This is a genomic window from Acidovorax facilis, assembly GCF_023913775.1.
Classification (GTDB): Bacteria; Pseudomonadota; Gammaproteobacteria; order Burkholderiales; family Burkholderiaceae_C; genus Acidovorax; species Acidovorax facilis.
The window spans coordinates 16,853-33,307 of sequence record NZ_JAMXAX010000021.1 but is presented as its reverse complement, the minus strand read 5'-3'; the positions used below and the strand labels follow the sequence as shown (position 1 = coordinate 33,307).

General features: G+C 65.5%; 15 protein-coding genes. 2 read left to right on the top strand and 13 right to left on the bottom strand.

Translation table 11 applies throughout. The annotated features are described in order from the left end of the window. Positions 1-26 precede the first annotated feature (26 nt). The 3 genes from NFX52_RS09230 to NFX52_RS09220 all read right to left on the bottom strand — a co-directional run bounded on the left by NFX52_RS09230 (position 27) and on the right by NFX52_RS09220 (position 2,927). Positions 27-341, bottom strand: coding sequence for a hypothetical protein (locus NFX52_RS09230; RefSeq protein ID WP_055400198.1), 315 nt, complete (start codon positions 339-341; stop codon positions 27-29). A gap of 89 nt (positions 342-430) precedes the next feature. Further along, a complete protein-coding gene (locus tag NFX52_RS09225) occupies positions 431-1,684 on the bottom strand; it encodes a BaiN/RdsA family NAD(P)/FAD-dependent oxidoreductase (RefSeq protein WP_055400200.1) in 1,254 nt (417 codons plus the stop codon). Positions 1,685-1,751: 67 nt separating this feature from the next. Next, positions 1,752-2,927: an ABC transporter substrate-binding protein gene (locus NFX52_RS09220; RefSeq protein WP_055400202.1), complete on the bottom strand. Its 1,176-nt coding sequence runs from the start codon at positions 2,925-2,927 to the stop codon at positions 1,752-1,754. Positions 2,928-3,198: 271 nt separating this feature from the next. Between NFX52_RS09220 and NFX52_RS09215 the strand changes: the two genes are divergently transcribed. Then, positions 3,199-3,684: a DUF4124 domain-containing protein gene (locus NFX52_RS09215; protein ID WP_055400285.1), complete on the top strand. Its 486-nt coding sequence runs from the start codon at positions 3,199-3,201 to the stop codon at positions 3,682-3,684. Between the two features lie 38 nt (positions 3,685-3,722). On the opposite strand, the gene NFX52_RS09210 is transcribed toward NFX52_RS09215, so the two are convergent. Further along, positions 3,723-4,856 carry a sterol desaturase family protein gene (locus tag NFX52_RS09210; RefSeq protein WP_055400204.1) on the bottom strand — a complete coding sequence of 378 codons (1,134 nt, stop codon included), beginning with the start codon at positions 4,854-4,856 and terminating at the stop codon, positions 3,723-3,725. 124 nt (positions 4,857-4,980) lie between these two features. On the opposite strand from NFX52_RS09210, the gene NFX52_RS09205 reads away from it, so the two are divergent. Further along, on the top strand, positions 4,981-5,469 hold the full coding sequence (locus NFX52_RS09205) for an acyl-CoA thioesterase (RefSeq protein ID WP_010459986.1): 489 nt from the start codon (positions 4,981-4,983) through the stop codon (positions 5,467-5,469). Between the two features lie 69 nt (positions 5,470-5,538). Here the strand turns inward: NFX52_RS09205 and NFX52_RS09200 are convergent, their stop codons facing one another. From NFX52_RS09200 to NFX52_RS09160, 9 genes are all read right to left on the bottom strand, one after another. Continuing rightward, the gene (locus NFX52_RS09200; RefSeq protein ID WP_055400206.1) at positions 5,539-6,978 is read right to left on the bottom strand and encodes a cellulase family glycosylhydrolase; all 1,440 of its coding nucleotides are present in this window, start codon (positions 6,976-6,978) and stop codon (positions 5,539-5,541) included. Positions 6,979-7,135: 157 nt separating this feature from the next. Next, positions 7,136-7,891 carry a methyl-accepting chemotaxis protein gene (locus NFX52_RS09195; protein ID WP_369801390.1) on the bottom strand — a complete coding sequence of 252 codons (756 nt, stop codon included), beginning with the start codon at positions 7,889-7,891 and terminating at the stop codon, positions 7,136-7,138. A gap of 195 nt (positions 7,892-8,086) precedes the next feature. Continuing rightward, positions 8,087-8,761, bottom strand: a complete 675-nt coding sequence (locus tag NFX52_RS09190) for a potassium channel family protein (RefSeq protein ID WP_055400208.1) — start codon at positions 8,759-8,761, stop codon at positions 8,087-8,089. Further along, positions 8,751-10,085, bottom strand: coding sequence for a TrkH family potassium uptake protein (locus tag NFX52_RS09185; protein ID WP_055400210.1), 1,335 nt, complete (start codon positions 10,083-10,085; stop codon positions 8,751-8,753). The genes NFX52_RS09190 and NFX52_RS09185 overlap by 11 nt, the downstream gene beginning before the upstream one ends. 173 nt (positions 10,086-10,258) lie before the next feature. Beyond that, complete coding sequence (cobA, locus tag NFX52_RS09180) at positions 10,259-11,110, bottom strand: uroporphyrinogen-III C-methyltransferase (RefSeq protein ID WP_055400212.1); 852 nt, start codon at positions 11,108-11,110, stop codon at positions 10,259-10,261. Continuing rightward, positions 11,107-12,030 carry a DNA-binding protein YbiB gene (ybiB, locus tag NFX52_RS09175; protein WP_055400213.1) on the bottom strand — a complete coding sequence of 308 codons (924 nt, stop codon included), beginning with the start codon at positions 12,028-12,030 and terminating at the stop codon, positions 11,107-11,109. Before ybiB ends, cobA begins: the two co-directional genes overlap by 4 nt. 168 nt (positions 12,031-12,198) lie before the next feature. Further along, positions 12,199-15,036, bottom strand: a complete 2,838-nt coding sequence (locus tag NFX52_RS09170; RefSeq protein ID WP_055400215.1) for a nitrate reductase — start codon at positions 15,034-15,036, stop codon at positions 12,199-12,201. A gap of 99 nt (positions 15,037-15,135) precedes the next feature. Beyond that, positions 15,136-15,534: a nitrite reductase small subunit NirD gene (nirD, locus tag NFX52_RS09165; RefSeq protein ID WP_055400217.1), complete on the bottom strand. Its 399-nt coding sequence runs from the start codon at positions 15,532-15,534 to the stop codon at positions 15,136-15,138. Positions 15,535-15,628: 94 nt separating this feature from the next. Then, complete coding sequence (locus tag NFX52_RS09160) at positions 15,629-16,432, bottom strand: type IV pili methyl-accepting chemotaxis transducer N-terminal domain-containing protein (RefSeq protein ID WP_055400219.1); 804 nt, start codon at positions 16,430-16,432, stop codon at positions 15,629-15,631. Positions 16,433-16,455: the final 23 nt, after the last annotated feature.

Here is a 16,455-nt window from a genome sequence, read left to right as displayed (position 1 = left end):
CGGCCCTCAGCGCCCGTCCTCACCCATCAGGCAATTCGGATGTGCAGCGCTACGGCCAGTCCGACCAGGATGGCGCCCGGGGCCATATTGCCCAGCCACAGCGAGGTGCGTGAGGTCGAGCGGCCCGAGATGCGCGAGTCGGCTCGCAGGTAGGCATCGCCCTCATCAGTGCGCAGCCACCACACCATCACCGCGCCCCCGGCCAGTGAGCCCACGCCCAGCGCTGCGAGGATCGCGATGAAGATGTTTCCGCCAATGCTTGCTGCAGGGACGAGGGCAATTAGTGCGCCCACGGCCGTTGCGGCCGCTTGGTACTTTTCTGCGCGTTCGAATCCATCCATGCCGTGGCTCCCGCCGTATCACCGGTAAAGCGATGTGTTGTTGCCTGGAGTTTAGGTGCGCTGCCCCTCCCGATTGCGAACGGAGTGCTTCAGTGGCCCGCTGGCGGCAGCGCCTGCGCGCACGCCGCAGCGCTGGCCCAGGCCCACTGGAAGTTGTAGCCCCCCAGCCAGCCCGTCACGTCCACCACTTCGCCAATGAAGTACAAGCCGGGCTGCGTCTTGCACTCCATGGTCTGCTGCGACAGCGCCTTGGTGTCCACGCCGCCCAGCGTGACCTCGGCCTTCTTGTAGCCCTCGGTGCCCGTGGGCGTCAGCTCCCAGCGCGCCAGCTGCTCGGCCAGCCGTGCCAGGGCCTTGTCGCTGGCCTCGTTGATGGGGCGCTGCCAGTCGGCCTCGCGCTGCGCCCAGGCGTCGGCCAGGCGGCTGGGGACCAGGGTGGCCAGTTCGTTGGCGATCAGCTTGCGGGAGCGGGCCTTGCCCTGCGCCAGCGCGGCGGGCAGGTCCACCGTGGGCGCGAGGTTGATGGCCAGCGGCGTGCCTTCCTGCCAGTAGCTGGAGATCTGCAGCACGGCCGGGCCCGAAAGGCCCCGGTGGGTGAACAGCAGGTCTTCGTCGAAGGCCATACGGGTTTTCTTGGCCCCGGTGCTGATTTGCACCGGAAGCGCCAAGCCCGCGAGTTGCGCATACGGCGCCCAGCCCGTGCCATCAAAAGTCAGCGGTACCAGGCCTGGGCGGCGCTCGACAAGCGGGATGTTGAACTGCTGCGCCAGCCGGTAGCCAAAGTCGGTGGCGCCGATCTTGGGAATGGACAGCCCGCCCGTGGCAATGACCAGCGAGCGCGCCTGCACCGGGCCACGGTCAGTATCAATTTGATAGCTGGTAGCGCTTGATGGATAAGCGCCAGGGGCCAAAAACTTTATATTTTTGACCACACAAGGTTGCCAGTGCGTCACCTGGCCCGCCGCGCACTCGGCCAGCAGCATGGCAATGATGTCCTCGGCCGAGCGGTCGGCAAACAGCTGTCCCTTGTGTTTTTCGTGGAAGGCAATGCCGTGCTTTTGCACCAGCGCAATGAAGTCGGCGGGCGTATAGCGTGACAGCGCCGAGCGGCAGAACTGCGGGTTTTGCCCCACAAAGTGTTTGTGGGGCGCGGCGGGGTCCAGGTCGCGGTTGGTGAAGTTGCAGCGTCCGCCGCCCGAGATGCGGATCTTTTCGGCCACCTTTTCGGCATGGTCGATCAGCAGCACCTTGAGGCCCCGCTGGCCCGCCTGGCCCGCGCAGAACAGGCCGGCAGCACCGGCGCCGATGATGACGACGTCAAAAACAGGGGAAGTGTGGGACACAGTGATGAACAGGCAGCGGTGACAGGGCCGCCATTGTCGCCGCAGCGTTCATCGGGCCCTCACGCCATCACTGCCGGTACACCCCGCCAGAGCCCACCACCGCGATGTCCACGTAGTTCGAGCCGTGGTGGTTCTGTGGGCTGAATTGGTAGCTGTAGCCGCCCAGGTCAAGGTTGCCCAGGCCTTCCATGGCCTGGACCAGGCTGGCCCGGGTGACGCCAGGCCCTGCTGCGCGCAGGCCTTCAATCAGCACGCGCGCATCCATGTAGCCGGTGTAGCGGTCGTAGTCCACAGGCTTGTCGTGGCGCTTCATGGAGGCCTGGAAGTCCCGCGTGAGCGCAATGGTGGGCTTGGTGGGCGAGGGGCCGGTGCGTGCCACGGCCAGACCGCGCGCGTCGTCACCCAGCGCCTTGAGCACTGCGGAGCCTGCGCCCAGCGACAAGGTGTAGACCGGCACTCCCAGGTGCGCGCGGTTGGCCCGCACGTAGGCAACCACAGGCGGCCCCGCCGCCACCAGCAGCACGGCTTGTGGTTTCTGGGCGGCCAGGGCCTTGGCGGCGTCGTTGGCGTCTGCCCCGGTTGGCGCGATGGCATGCGAGCCGGCCAGCGTCGCGCCTTCGGCGGCAATGGTTTTTTCGACCAGCGGCAGCAGCAGCTTGCCAAAGTCGTTGTTCTCGTAGGCCACGGCAATGCGAGAGGTCTGCACTGCCACCAGGTTGCGCACAATCTTGACCAGCTCGTCGGCATAGCTGGCGCGTGTGGTGAAGAGGTAGGGATGCTGCTGCGCCCGGATGGCAGGGCTGCCCGTGTACACCGAGATCAGTGGCAGCTTGGCTTGCACCAAGTAGGGCAGCAGCGCCATCACTTGAGAGGTGCCCGACACGCCCAACAAGGCCAGCACGCCCTCCTTCTCGCTCAGCTGCCTGGCGTTCTCCAGCGTGCGGCGCGGATCGAACCCGTCGTCGAGCGTCACCAGGCGAATCTTGCGTCCGCCAATGCCGCCCTTGGCATTGGCGTCTTCCACTGCAGCGTCCTGTCCTTCATGGATGGGTGCAAGAAAGGGGGCCATGCCACCCGACAGCGCGGTAGACCGGCCAATGAGAATGTCGCCCTTGCCCGGAGCGGGTTGCGCCCTGGCGGACAGGCTGGCCAAGGCCGCACCGCCTGCCAGTGCCAGCACGAGGCTGCGGCGGCGCGCCTGGGAAAGCCGCTGGCTAACGGGCAAGGCAACGTGGGTTTTCATCAAACAGCTCCTCCTGGTCGTGGCCACCGTGGCCTCAAGGTGCGGCGATGGTAGGAGTGCGGTAGCCGCGCACCCACCGGGTTTTTACCGGGGGTGCGTCAAGTTAGGGACAGGCGTCTATCCCAATCCCTTTTTGAAACTGGAGCGGCTGCCCCCAGCCCTGGGGCACGCCTTGTTGGTGTCGGTCAAGGCCTCGATGCCACCAAGGAGGCTCTGAACCGGTCGTGCGCGGCGCGGTAGCATGTGGCATCCACCCGCCGAGGACTATTCCATGAAACCGATACGCTGTGCCGCCTGCGCCCTGGTGCTGGGCTTTCTGGCCCCGGCCTGGGCCGTCAACAAATGCACGGATGCCGATGGCAAGGTGTCGTTCCAGGATGGCCCTTGCCTGGGCCAGGGCGAGAAGATCGAGGTGAAGCCAGCCATGCAGGGCGCCACCCCTGTTCCACCTGGCCCCTCCACCGCGAAGGAGGGCGCCTTCGGCCCCACCTGGCAGCGCAAACACTATCTGCAGAACCAGGGCGTGCCGCAGGCGCGCGCGGCCCTCGAACGCAACCAGCAGGAATGCGCGGCAACGGCACCGGATGCTGCAGTGGCCCATGCAGGCCCCCTGCGGCGCAGCACCCTGGCACAAGGCTCCCAGTTCGCGCAGGAACGCGCGGCTGCAGCGGGCAAGGACAAAGCCGCGTGTGAGGCCCGAACCGAGGAGCTGCGCAACCAGCTCAAAGCGCTCGAAGCCGAACTCGGCAAGCTGTAGCCCTCCTCGGTGGGGGAGGGGGGAGGCGCCTCAGCCTCTCAGCCCTTCCAAGTGAACGGAAACTTGAACTGCTTCACAAACCCGTTGGGCACGTAGTCGCCCAGCACGCCGTAGTGTTCGGGCCAGAGCTTGGTGCTTTTGACGGCGGTGCCAAACAGGTAGTCCAGAAACGCAAAGTGCGCCGCGTAGTTCTTGTCCAGCGCCTCCTGGTCCTGGCTGTGGTGCCAGTGGTGGAAGTTGGGCGTGACGAGCACGTAGCGCAGCGGGCCCAGGCGCACGCTCACGTTGGCGTGGTTGAAAACGGCCTGGAAGCCCACGATGACGATGTAGGCGTCGATCACTTCCTTGCTGAAACCCAGAACGTAGATGGGCGCCAGCACCAGTGTGCGGGTGATGAGCAGCTCCAGGATGTGCTGGCGCGAGCCGGCCATCCAGTCCATGCTTTTCACGCTGTGGTGCACCGCATGCAGGCGCCACAGCAGCGGCACCTCGTGGTAGGCGCGGTGCGTCCAGTACTGCACCAGGTCGGCCACGAGCACGATGAGGAACAGCGCCACCCAGAAGTTCAGGCCCTGTACCCAGCCGCGAATACCGTCGTTGGCCGCCCAGCCAAAAAATTTGTGCACGATGAGGTTGGTGGCCAGGAGCACAAAGCCCACCACCATGTGGTTCACAATGAAGTGGTGGAAGTCGGTTTGCCACTCGGCGCGGAAGATGGGCTGGTCCTTGCGCAATGCAAATAGTTTCTCGATGAAGATGAAGATCAGCGAGCTGCCCAGCAGGTCGAGGATGAACCAGTCCAGGCCGATGTACGGTGTGTTGTCAGGGAAGTTCGGGTCCACCTCCACCTTGTGGCCGCCCAGGAACGCCGCCAGCGCCACCATGGCAAAGGCAAACGTGGCCAGCCAGCGCGAACGGTTGAAGAGGATGTTGACGAGGGAGATGCCCCCCGCGATGGCCATGGCGGTCAGCATGATGGTGCGAATCACCGTCACGTCGTAGCTCTTGCGCAGCTGTGGTGTCGTCAGGTACTCGGGGAAGTGGAAGGCCAGCACGCCCAGAAAACACAGGATGGCCAGCGTGAGTGCAATCACGCCCGACACCAGCCCGCGCCCGGTGCGCAGCGCGCCATGGCTCTCGGTGAATTCATTGAGCTTGTCGATTTCGAGCATGGTTTCCCCTCTGGCCTCGCGGCCTGCTTGGCTTTTTTGATGGGCCGTGATCTGGCTTGTGTGGCGCGAGTGTAGCGGCCCGCAGCGTTGCGCCTGCGACACGGGGGAGCCCTAAAATCGCGGCATGAACATCCCTTCACACCAACTCAGCATGACGGTGCTGATGTCCCCCGACATGGCCAATTTCTCGGGCAATGTGCACGGCGGGGCCATTCTCAAGCTGCTGGACCAGGTGGCCTATTCGTGCGCAAGCCGCTATTCGGCCTGCTATGTGGTGACGTTGAGTGTGGACCAGGTGATGTTTCTGCAGCCCATCCATGTGGGAGAGCTGGTGACCTTCCTGGCTAGCGTGAACTACACCGGTTCCTCGTCGATGGAGGTTGGCATCAAGGTGGTGGCCGAAGACATCCGCTCGCAGGTGGTGCGGCATGTGAACAGCTGCTTCTTCACGATGGTGGCAGTGGACGAGGCGCGCAAGCCGGTGCAGGTGCCGCCGCTGTCGCCTTCCACGCCCGACGAACGCCGCCGCTGGGATGCGGCACTGCTGCGCAAATCCTTGCGCAAGGAGCTGGCGGAGCGTTTCAGGCAGGTGCGCGAGACTGCTGGCGGGTAGGCCGGGAACCCGGAACAAAAAAGGGCCCCTGCATGGCAGGAGCCCTTGTTCAATTGGGGAAAAAGTTGCTTAGCGCGCGGCGCAGAAACCGAATTCGGCCGCTGCCCCGGGGGCGAGGGTCTTGTTCCAGTCCACGCCGGACGCGTTCAGGTTGCTGCCAGCCTGCGTCCATGTGGCATTCCAAAGATTGTTGATGGTGCCGCTCACGGGGATGGTGATCGCCCAGTTGCCAGCGGCGGTGCCCTGGTTGGTGACGCGGACCCGCTGGCAATAGCCTGCGTTCCAGACACTGTCCATCATCTCCTGCACCGAGAAGCCACCGGTAGGCGTCGGTGGGGTGGGCGTTGTCGGCGTTGTGGGGGTGGTTGGCGTCGTAGGTGTTGTTGGCGTCGAACCATCGCCCCAGAGGCGCTGCAGCAACTGGACCTTGTCGGTGCGCACGGTGGTCCAGTCATCGTCCAGAATGCCGCCGGTGTCGCCACTGTTGGGGTTCCACGACCAGTAGAAGCCGCTGCGCATGCCCTTGCCGACCATGTAGTCCACCAGCGCGTTCTGCCACTGCACATCCCGCGCATCGCCCCGGCCAAATTTGCCACCGAACTCGCCCAGCATGACGGCATAACCGGCCTGCACGAACTGGCCAAAATGCTGGTCCCAGATGGCCGGCATGTTGCTCGGGAAGTTCGAAGCATTGAAGTAAGGCTGCACGTAGACATCCGGCCCGTAGGTGTGCGGCGCCAGCAGCAGGCGGTTGGCGGGGATGTTCAGGGGCGTGCAGGCCAGAGGTTCTAGGTTGCCACCCCAGAAGTGCGCGTTGCTGCCCGAGCAGCTGGGGTTCTCGCCGATGCCTTCCACGGCAATCAGCCAATGGGGAGCCAGCGGCAATACGGCAGCGGCTGCGCGCTCGGCGGCGCGGTTCCAGTCGGTGGCGTTGTTGCCCGTGCCCCAGGTGGCGGCACCGTGGGGTTCGTTCTTGATATCGATGCCGATGACGCCGGGTACGCCTGCGTAGCGCTGGGCGACAAAGGTCAGATCACTGATCCATTGCTGTTCGCTGTAGCTCTGGGTGTACCAGAGTTCACTGATGGTCTGGCAATCGGGGGTGTGATGGTCCAGCAGCACATACATGCCACGGTTGCTCAGTTCCGTGACCACCTTGTCCATCACCTGGATGGCCGAGAGGCCCTGCAGGTCGGCATTGCGGCCGTAATCGATGCTGCTGGGCGGCGCCGAGCCGTGCAGGGTGGCGGGGCAGAACGGCAGGCGCACGGCGTTGAAGCCCTGGGCCTGCATTTGCGTGATCATTTCAGTCCAGTTGCGCGCCCACAGGCCATGCACCACATGGTTGTTGGTCTCAAAGCCAAACCAGTTGACGCCGCGCAGCTGGATGGCCTTGCCCGCACCGTCCAGCACCTTGCCTGCGTTGATTTCGTAGCTCCAGGCCATGCTGGTACTTGCCAGCAGGCAACCGGCCAACGCCAGGCTCTTGCACAGGGTGGTGATCTTCATGGCTTACGCATCTCCCGAAAGTGTTGTGTGTCTGGCGTGAAAGAGGACAGGCCCGCTACAGCCGGGCTACGGCCCGGTGGTGGGCTGAGTGTGGGCGCTCTGCCCATCGGCCACCGTTTCCAATGGCTGTCAATTGTAAGTGCCTGTTGCGCCCTTTTCAGGCTGCGCCACGGCTGCGTCCAGCCAGCGATACTGCCTGTAGCGAAAGGCCGTCTATTTCGTTGGTGATACCCGACAGTACGTTGGCCACCACCGCAAATTCCCGTCCGTGCTGGCCTGCGCGGGCGGCCATGACCTGGGCATTGAAGCTGACCACCTTGGCCTCGCGGGCCACGGTCTGGATAGACGCCACGATGCCCGCCAGTTCTTTCATGAGGGTTTCGGACTTGGCCTTGCCCACTTGATCGAACGCGGTGGTGGCGGTATTCAAGGCCTCCAGTGCGCTGTCGGTGGACTCCACCAGCCGCGCCAGCGCGTCTTCCACACGCGGGCTGTGGCGCTCTGCCAGGTCCAGCGTGGTGCCCACCTGCTGTGCAAACGCATCAATCGTGGCGCCAACGCCGTTAGGGCCGTGGTAGGTCTTGCGGATGATGTCGCCGTTGGCGGCATCCAAGTGACCGGCAGTGTCTACCAGCTTGGCTTGGCTGTCGGTGAACAGCGTCAATGAGCTGCGCGCCGCCTTCATGTGCAGATCGCTGCCGCGTGCGGCCAGCACCGTCTGCAACACCATGCGCTGCGACAGCATGCGCTGGCGTGCCGCCAGGTTGACCAGCGACATCTCGCCGTCACGGCTGGTTGAAGACCCGGCCTTGGGCGCCAAAGACAGCGTCGAAGAGGGGGGCGAAAAGGACGTCGAAGCTGGCATTGAGGAAGTGGCCATGCCGTTGCGGGTGGAGATGGGGAAGGCTGCCATGGTGTTCCTTGTGCTGATTGCATTCAGATACATCCGGTCAAGCAATACCCGGGCCAGTGTCACGCGTCGCAGCCGCTTTCGATGCGATGGATGCAGACGCACTGACGAGGTTTGGCCCGCGCCAGCTACCAGCCGCGCAAGGTGCTCTGGCACGTTGGCGGCAGGGAAGGGCGCGTGCGGTGCGGCGCTGGGCGCTCAGTACAACGCTGCGAAGCGCTCCACCATGCGCGTGGGGCCTGCCACGATGAGGTGGTCGCCCGGTTTGATTTCGGTATCTGCCTTGGCGTAGATGAAGTCGAGGTGGCGACGTTTGATGCCCACCACCGTAATGCCATGGCGTTTGCGCACGTCGGACTGGGACAATGGCTTGTTGTGTGTCTCCATCGGCGCCCGGGTTTTGGCAATGGCAAAGCCGTCGTCAAACTCGATGAAGTCGATCATCTTGCCGGTGACCAAGTGCGCCACGCGCTCGCCCATGTCCGCCTCAGGGTAGACGACATGGTGCGCACCCACCCGCTCGGCAATGCGGCCGTGCTGGGGGTCAATGGCCTTGGCCCAGATGTCCTTGAGCCCCAGCTGGCTCAGGTTCAGGATGGTGAGCACGCTCGCCTCCAGGTTGCCGCCGATGCTCACCACCGCATGCGCAAAGTCGGGCACGGCCAGCTGGCGCAGGGTTTCCAGGTCGGTGGCGTCGGCCTGCACCACATGGGGTAGCACGCTCGCCAGCGACTGCACCGTCTCGGCATCGCTCTCGATGGCCAGCACGTCGTGGCCCAGCTCCACCAGTGATTTGGCAACCCCGGTGCCAAAGCGGCCCAGGCCAATCACCACCACGCTGCCCGACAGGTTCTTTACGGCTTTATCCAACAATGGGTTTCTCCTCGGGGTAACGGTAGTTGCGGCGCATCTGGTTGGTGGCCAGGGCCACGGCCAGGGTGACCACGCCCACGCGCCCAATGAACATGAGCGCAATGATGATGGCCTGCGCCCCCGGCACCAGGTCGGCGGTGATGCCCGTAGACAGCCCCACGGTGCCGAACGCTGAAATCACTTCGAACAGCACTTTTTCCAGCGGTAGCGGCGTGAGCGGCAAGATGAGCAAAATGGCCAGTCCCACCACGGCCGCGCTGAGCACCAAGATGGTGATGGCCTGGCGTTGCACCGAATCGGCGATGCGACGGCCGCGAAACTCGACGTCGCGGTGCCCACGGATTTCGTTCCACACCACCAGTACCAACACAAAAAACGTGGTCACCTTGACGCCCCCGGCGGTGCCCGCGCTGCCCCCGCCGATGAACATGAGGATGTAGTGCAGCGCCAGTGATTCGGTGCTCAGCGCTCCGATATCGACTGCATTGAACCCTGCCGTGCGTGCCGATACCGAGGTGAACAGTGCCACCAGCCCCTTGTGCGCCCAGCCCATGGGCCCCAGCGTTCCCGGATTGTCGAACTCGGCCAGAAAGATCACCACCGTGCCCAGTGCGATCAACGCCAGCGAGCCCCACACCGTGAGGGCGGTGTGCATGGACCACAGTGGGCGTTTGCGTCCGCGTTCGGCCAGCAGCTCGTGCAGCACAGGAAACCCCAGGCCTCCGATGATGATCGCCAGCATCAGCGGAGCCAGCACCAGCATATCGGACGAGAACCGCACCACGCTGTCTGCCCAGGTCGAAAAGCCCGCATTGTTGAAGGCCGATATGGAGTGGAACATGCCTTGCCAGGCAGCCTCTCCCCAGGGCATGCCATAGCCCAGTGCGAACCGCAGGCCCAGGGCCAGCGCCATCAGCAGCTCGACGGCAACCGTCACTTGGAGCACGATCTTGGCAACGCTCTTTACGTCCCCCAGCGCCAGCGAATGGGTCTCTGCCTGCAGCAGCAGCCGGGTGCGTATGCGCATTTGCCCACTGATGAGCAGCCCCATCAGCGTGGCCGACGTCATCATGCCGAAGCCGCCCAGCTGAAACAGGCCCATGATGAGGGCCTGGCCCGTGCCGCTCCAATAGGTGCCGGTGTCCACCACGACCAGCCCTGTCACGCACACGGCAGAGGTGGCGGTGAACAATGCCGTGAGAAATGGCGCGCTCTGCCCCTGGGCGTGCGAGAGCGGCAGCATGAGCAAGACCGTGCCGGCAGCGATGACGGTCAGAAAAGACAGCACCAGAACCGCTGCGGGGTGCACGACACGTTGGTTCAAACGAATTCCTGGGCGGGTGGCAACAATGCGCGGCCCGTGAGGGTCGGGGCTTGGCGAAGACTCTCTTCAGAGTCTGCGCGCGGCGATGCTATCAGCTTTGGATAGATCGCTCGCCTGCTGCGGCGCTGTGGAGCCGGCCGGTGCCGCGCACAGCCGCAGGCACCCCCACGTCGTCAGACAGCGCGCCGCGCCCGGGGTGCTTCGGATTTTTCTGACGTGGAATGCATCGCGTCCTGCGACGCCAGCGCCACACCCCGCACCACATCCCCCACAACGATCACCGAGGGGCTGGCGAGCCCGTCGCGCGTGATGGTGGTGTGCAGTGCGCCCAGCGTGGTCACGGCGTGGCGCTGCTGGGGCAAGCTGGCATGCTGGATGATGGCCACGGGCGTGCTGGCGGGCAGGCCGGTGAGCAGCTCCTGCTCGATGGTGGCGGCGCCACTCACACCCATGTAGATCACCAGCGTGAGCTTGGCGTCGCGGGCCGTGGCGGCCAGTTGGCGCCAGTCGGTGCCCGCATCGCCGGGCTTGGCGTGGCCGGTGACGAACACCACGCCGTGGGCATGCTCGCGGTGGGTGAGCGGCGCGCCCAGCGAGGTCAGGCCCGCCAGGCCCGCTGTGATGCCGTTGATGACGGTGACCGGCACGCCTGCCGCGCGCAGGTGCTCCACTTCTTCACCACCCCGGCCAAAGATGAACGGGTCGCCGCCCTTGAGCCGCACCACGTTCTCACCCTCGTTCACCGCCATCAGCATCAGCTTCTCGATGAAGGCCTGGGGCGTGCTCTTGCAGCCACCACGTTTGCCCACGTAGACGATGCGGGCCGTGGGCGACGCGTGCGCCACGATGGCGTCGCTCACCAGGTCATCCACCAGCAGCACGGTGGCGGCCTGGATGGCCTTGAGCGCCTTGATGGTGAGCAGTTCCGGATCGCCGGGGCCAGCGCCCACCAGCGTGCAGCTGCCTCCCGTTCCGAGGTGGGGCTTGGAAGGGGGCAGGGTGTTGGTGTGCGTGGGGCGGCTCATGGGGATGTCTCCGAATTGGTTTGTTCCGCAAGTCGCAAGATATGTTCCACCTGGCGCTCAATCGCAGGCGGAATCGGCAACTCGCCCGCCAGCACGCAGCGGGTGTAAGTGGCCGTTGTGGACACGTCGATCTCGGTGGGTAAGCCGGGCACCTCGCTGGCGGTCCCGGGCTGCTGTGATTCCAGCACCGCGTGCACGCCGTGCACAAAACCGTCGTATCGCGGTGTGCGGCGCGGATCAGTAGCGACCTCGCCCTCCAGCCCGCGCGAGAGCAGCGCGCTCACGCCCAGTGTGCGAAAGGTGGTCTGCAGCACCTCGAAATATTCAGGGTGTGTGTACGCAGTGACCACCACCGACGGCCCCGCGCACGGGCTCATCAGCTTGACCACGCTGTGCCCCGGGTTGCGCAAGCCCACCACCTCGCGCACTGAGAGCAGGCGCGCCAGGCCTGCGTGCAGGTGTTGGGTGTGGATATGGCGCACGGTGCCGTTTGCTATTTTTTCAGGAGCTGTTAGCGCAGGTACATCAAGCGCCAGCAGCACATCGGATGCCAAAATGCGCCGCGCCTCGGTGCGCATGCCGTGCAGCAGCACGGGCAGCCCCTCGCGCGCCAGCAGCAGCGCCAGCAGCGGCGTCAGCACCGGCAGCTTGCGCGCGCCGTTGTAGCTGGGCAGCACGATGAGGGGGCGGTCGGTGGCGGGTAGCAGGGCCAGGCGCTGGTGCGTGGCATCCAGAAAGCCGCACATCTCTTCGGACGTCTCGCCTTTGATGCGCATGGCCAGGCAGAACGCGCCGATCTCCAGGTCGCTCACATGCCCGTCCAGCACTTGGCCGAACAGGTCGGTGGCCTGCTCGCGCGACAGTGGCTTGGCGCCGCGCGCGCCGCGGCCGATTTCCTTGATGTACTGGGCGATGGCCATGGTCTTTGGTGGCGGGACTTGTGAAACAGGGCTTCAGCGTCGTTGTTTCGGCTTGCCGTACAGGCGTACTGCCTGTGCCGAAAGCGCCTGGCTGCAGCCCTGTTGCACAAGTCCTGGTGGGGTTTGTTGGTTTGAAGGCTATTTTCTCGCAACCCAGAGAACTTTTGGTTATATGGTGGCCTGCGCCAGGGGCTTGGACGCCAGTGGCCCCGTAGCGCGCACCATGCGCGTGAGTTCGGGCAGGCACGAGCCGCAGTTGGTGCCGCAGCGCAGCTTGCCCTGTAGTTGCGCCAGGCGGTCGTCGTCGGTTCCGTGGCAGTGCGCCAGCTCGGCGGTGATGGCGGTGTCCGTCACGTTGAAGCAGGTGCACACCGATTTTCCGCGCGACTGCACGGCCACGGGGGCTTTGGCGCCGGGCACGAGCAGCAGGCGGCCATAAGTCTGCGCGGGCAATTCTTCCTGCAGCAGGGTCTTGAGCCAGCCCTCGGCGCTGGTGTCGCCCGCGAGCACGATGCCTTCGAGCGTGGTGCTTTCGCCTCGGCGCATCAAGCGCGCGGCGCGGCGCTGGCCGCGTTTCTTGTCGGCATAACGCAGCGTGTCGGTCGAGGCCAGGCCCATCAGAGATTCGATGCGTTCCACAGTGGCGTCGGGCGGTGCCTCGTGCGCGGCGGCGCGCAGCAGCACACCCACGCGCTCACGGCCGGGTTCGCCCAGCGGTGTGTTGTTGCTGAAGGGAACGCAGCTCGCAAACGGAAACTGCGCCATCAGCGCGGACAGCGCCTCGCGCGTGGCCTGGGCGCTGTCGGCGGGCAGCCAGGCCATGGCCAGCAGCGTCCAGGGCAGCTCGGCCTTGAGCACCTTCACGGCCGCGTGCTTGAGCTCGGGCTGCTTGGACGTGGGGCAATAGGCCGAGGTGGTGAGCGCGTTCACGCCTGCCAAGCGCTCGCCGGTGGACGAGCAGCCGCTCAAAAATTCGCTGCCCCAGTGCATGGCCATGAACGCCTGCGACAGGCCCACGGTGGTGTCGGCCTGCGCGGGCACCACGATGGTGCCGCGCTTGCTCGTCACGTAGACCAGGTCGCCGTTCTTCAGGCCGCGCCGCTCCATGTCCTGTGGGTGCAGTTGCACGCTGGGCTCGGCCACATGGCCGAACAGGCGGCCCAGGGTGCCGGTGCGCGTCATGCCGTGCCACTGGTCGCGCAGGCGGCCGGTGGTCAGGCTGAAGGGGTAACGCGACTCGCGCTGCTCGGCCGTGGGTTGCCAGGCGTGCGCGGCAAAACGGGCGCGGCCATCGGGGGTGGGGAACACGCCGTCTTCGTACAGGCGGGCCTTGCCCGTGGTGGATCCCTCAGGCAATGGCCACTGTTGGGGGCCTGCAGATTCGAGCGTCTCCCACGACAGACCAGTGATGTCCAGGTCGCGTCCGCGGGTGCTCTCGCGGTGCTCATTCCACACAGTTTCGGCGCCTTGGTCGGCGTCGTCAGTGGTGTAGGGGAACAGCGTGGGCTGGCCGGGGCGCAGGCGGGCCTCCAGCTGGTGCGCAAACTGCACCGCAATGGCCCAGTCGTGGCGCGCCAGGCCGGGTGCGGGCACGGCAGTGCGCACGCGCGAGATGCGGCGCTCGCTGTTGGTCACCGTGCCGGTCTTTTCACCCCAGGTGGTGGCGGGCAGCAGCAGGTCGGCATAGGCACAGGTGGCGGCGGTGGCAAAGGCTTCTTGCACCACCACAAACTCGGCGCGCTGCAGTGCGCGGCGTACGGTGGCCTGGTCGGGCATGCTCTGGGCGGGGTTGGTGCAGGCAATCCACAGCGCCCGGATTTCGCCATCGGCGGCGGCCTGGAACATCTCCACGGCCGTCTTGCCCGGCTTGCTGGGCACATCGGCTACGCCCCACAGTGCGGCCACCTCGGCGCGGTGCTGCGGGTTGGCCAGATCACGGTGGGCGCTGAGCAGATTGGCCAGACCACCCACTTCGCGCCCGCCCATGGCGTTGGGCTGGCCGGTCAGGCTGAAGGGGCCCGCGCCGGGCTTGCCGATTTGCGCGGTGGCCAGGTGCAGGTTGATGAGCGCTGCGTTCTTGGCCGTGCCGCTGCTGCTCTGGTTCAGGCCCTGGCAGTACAGGCTGAGCGTGGCTTTGGACTGCGCAAACCACTTGGCGGCGGTGGTCAGATCGGCCACGCTGATACCGCAGGTCTGCGCCACACGCTCGGGTGTGTAGTCGCGCACCAGGGCCTTGAGCTCGTCAAAGCCCGTGGTGTGCGCAGCGATGTATTCGGCGTCCGTCCAGCCCTCCCACAGCATCAGGTGCAGCATGCCGTTGAACAGCATCACGTCGCTGCCGGGCTGGATAGGCAAAAATAGGTCGGCCATGCCGGCGGTGTCAGTGCGGCGCGGGTCGGCCACGATGACCCTCATGCCGGGGTTGGCGGCGCGCGCATCTTCGATGCGGCGGAACAGGATGGGGTGCGCCCAGGCCGCGTTGCTGCCCACGATGAACAGGCACTGCGCGTGTTTCACATCGTCGTAGCAGGCGGGCGGCGCATCGGCGCCCAGGGTCTGCTTGTAGCCCGCCACGGCGCTGCTCATGCACAGGCGCGAGTTGGTGTCGATGTTGTTGGTGCCGATCAGGCCCTTGGCCAGTTTGTTGAAGACGTAGTAGTCCTCGGTGAGCAACTGGCCACTCACGTAGAAGCCCACGGCGTCGGGGCCGTGGTTCTGGATGGTGTTTGCGAATTTTTCGGTGGCCAGGTTCAGCGCGGCGTCCCATGGCAGGGGCTGGGGAGCATCGCTGCGTTGCGCGCGGTGCAGGGGCTGTAGCAAGCGGGTCTGCAGCGTGATGGGGCTGCTGGCCGTGAGGTGCAGGGTCGAGCCCTTGGTGCACAGGCGGCCAAAGTTGGCGGGGTGGGTGGGGTCGCCGCGCACGCCGGTGATCTGCGCGCCATCGGATTCGATGATCACGCCGCAGCCTACGCCACAGTAGGGGCAGGTGGATTTCGTTTCTTGCATGGCGTGGATTCCAGATGTTTTGGGCTCTAGCGCTTGATGGAAAAGCGCTGATAGCTATGTATTTAATAGCTTTGGTGTTCGATGGACGTTGCGGGGTGATCAGGCCGCCAGGCCGCGCCGCGCCGGCCCTGCTACGGGGCGCGTCAAATCGACCGCATGCTCGTCCAGCTCCAGGGCATCCAGATACACCGCGCCATCTTCCACCTTCACGGCGAACTTGGGCGTGCAGCCTTCGTCGGGAGCCGATGCCTGCCCATCGCACAACCCAATCGTCCAGTTGTGCAGCGGGCACGCCACCTGCGTGCCAAACACAATGCCCTGCGACAGCGGGCCGCCCTTGTGAGGGCAGCGGTCGAGCAGTGCGAACACGCCCCCGGCGTCGTTGCGGAACACGGCCACATCCAGGCCCTGTGGGCGCGCCACACGGCGCGAGCCCAGCACGGGGATGTCGTCCACGCGGCAGATCAGCTTCCATTGCGGGGTGGGGGTCGTGGTCATCGTGGTTCCTTCGGTGTCTTTGGATGTTGTCGGGGAGCCTGCCAGGGGCATCGTGGGGCGGCTCGCTATTTTTTTGAAGAAGTCTCGGGTGGGCTCAGGCCGCCAGCGCCGCATACATGCCGGTCACGCGGTCCATGCTGGAGAGCAGGTTTTCGCTGGCCACGTACACCTCGGCCACTTGGCGGTTCACGTTGCCGCCGCCCTGCATGCGCTGCAGCGCAGCGTCAAAAAACACCCACTGGCCGTCGGCCAGCTGCAGTTCCTGGCGGATGCGGTTGGTGGCCTGGGGGGCATTGCGCAGCAGCTCGGTGGCTGCGATGAATTCACTGCGGGCCTTGGCGATTTCGGTGGTGGCGGTGGACGCGTCCACCGGCAGCATGGCGGCCAGGTAGAACTTGGCCATGCGCTGGCTCAGCATGCGCTGGCGGCCTGCAATGTTCACCAGGTGGCCCACAGGCTTGCCCGAGGCTGCCTCGTACTGCGTGGTGCCCAGATGGGCCAGGGCCAGCACCTTGGCATCGGCCTGCAGCATGGCGCTGGCATTGTCGGTGGACGATGTGGCGGCAGCCAGCGTGGTCTTGTGGGCGGCCCAGGCGGTTTCCAGCTTGGTGTACGTTTCGCGGATGGTGGGCGAGGGCGCATAGGCCTTGAGTTCTACCAGCTGGCGCTCGAACAGCGCGATGGACTGCTCCATCACCTGGCGTGCCGTGGGCGTGTCGGCCTTGTGGGCCAGGGCCAGCCAGGCCTTGCCCACACGCTGGCTCAGCATGCGCTGGCGCCCAGCCTTGTTGATGGCGTCGTTGAGGTCGGTGATCTGGGCGTGGGCGTTGCCCAGCGGGGCCAGGGCGCTGCACGCGGCGGTGCAGCTGGCGGCGGTCAGGAGGGTTCTGCGGTCCATGGTGGGGTTCTTTAGGGGCTCGG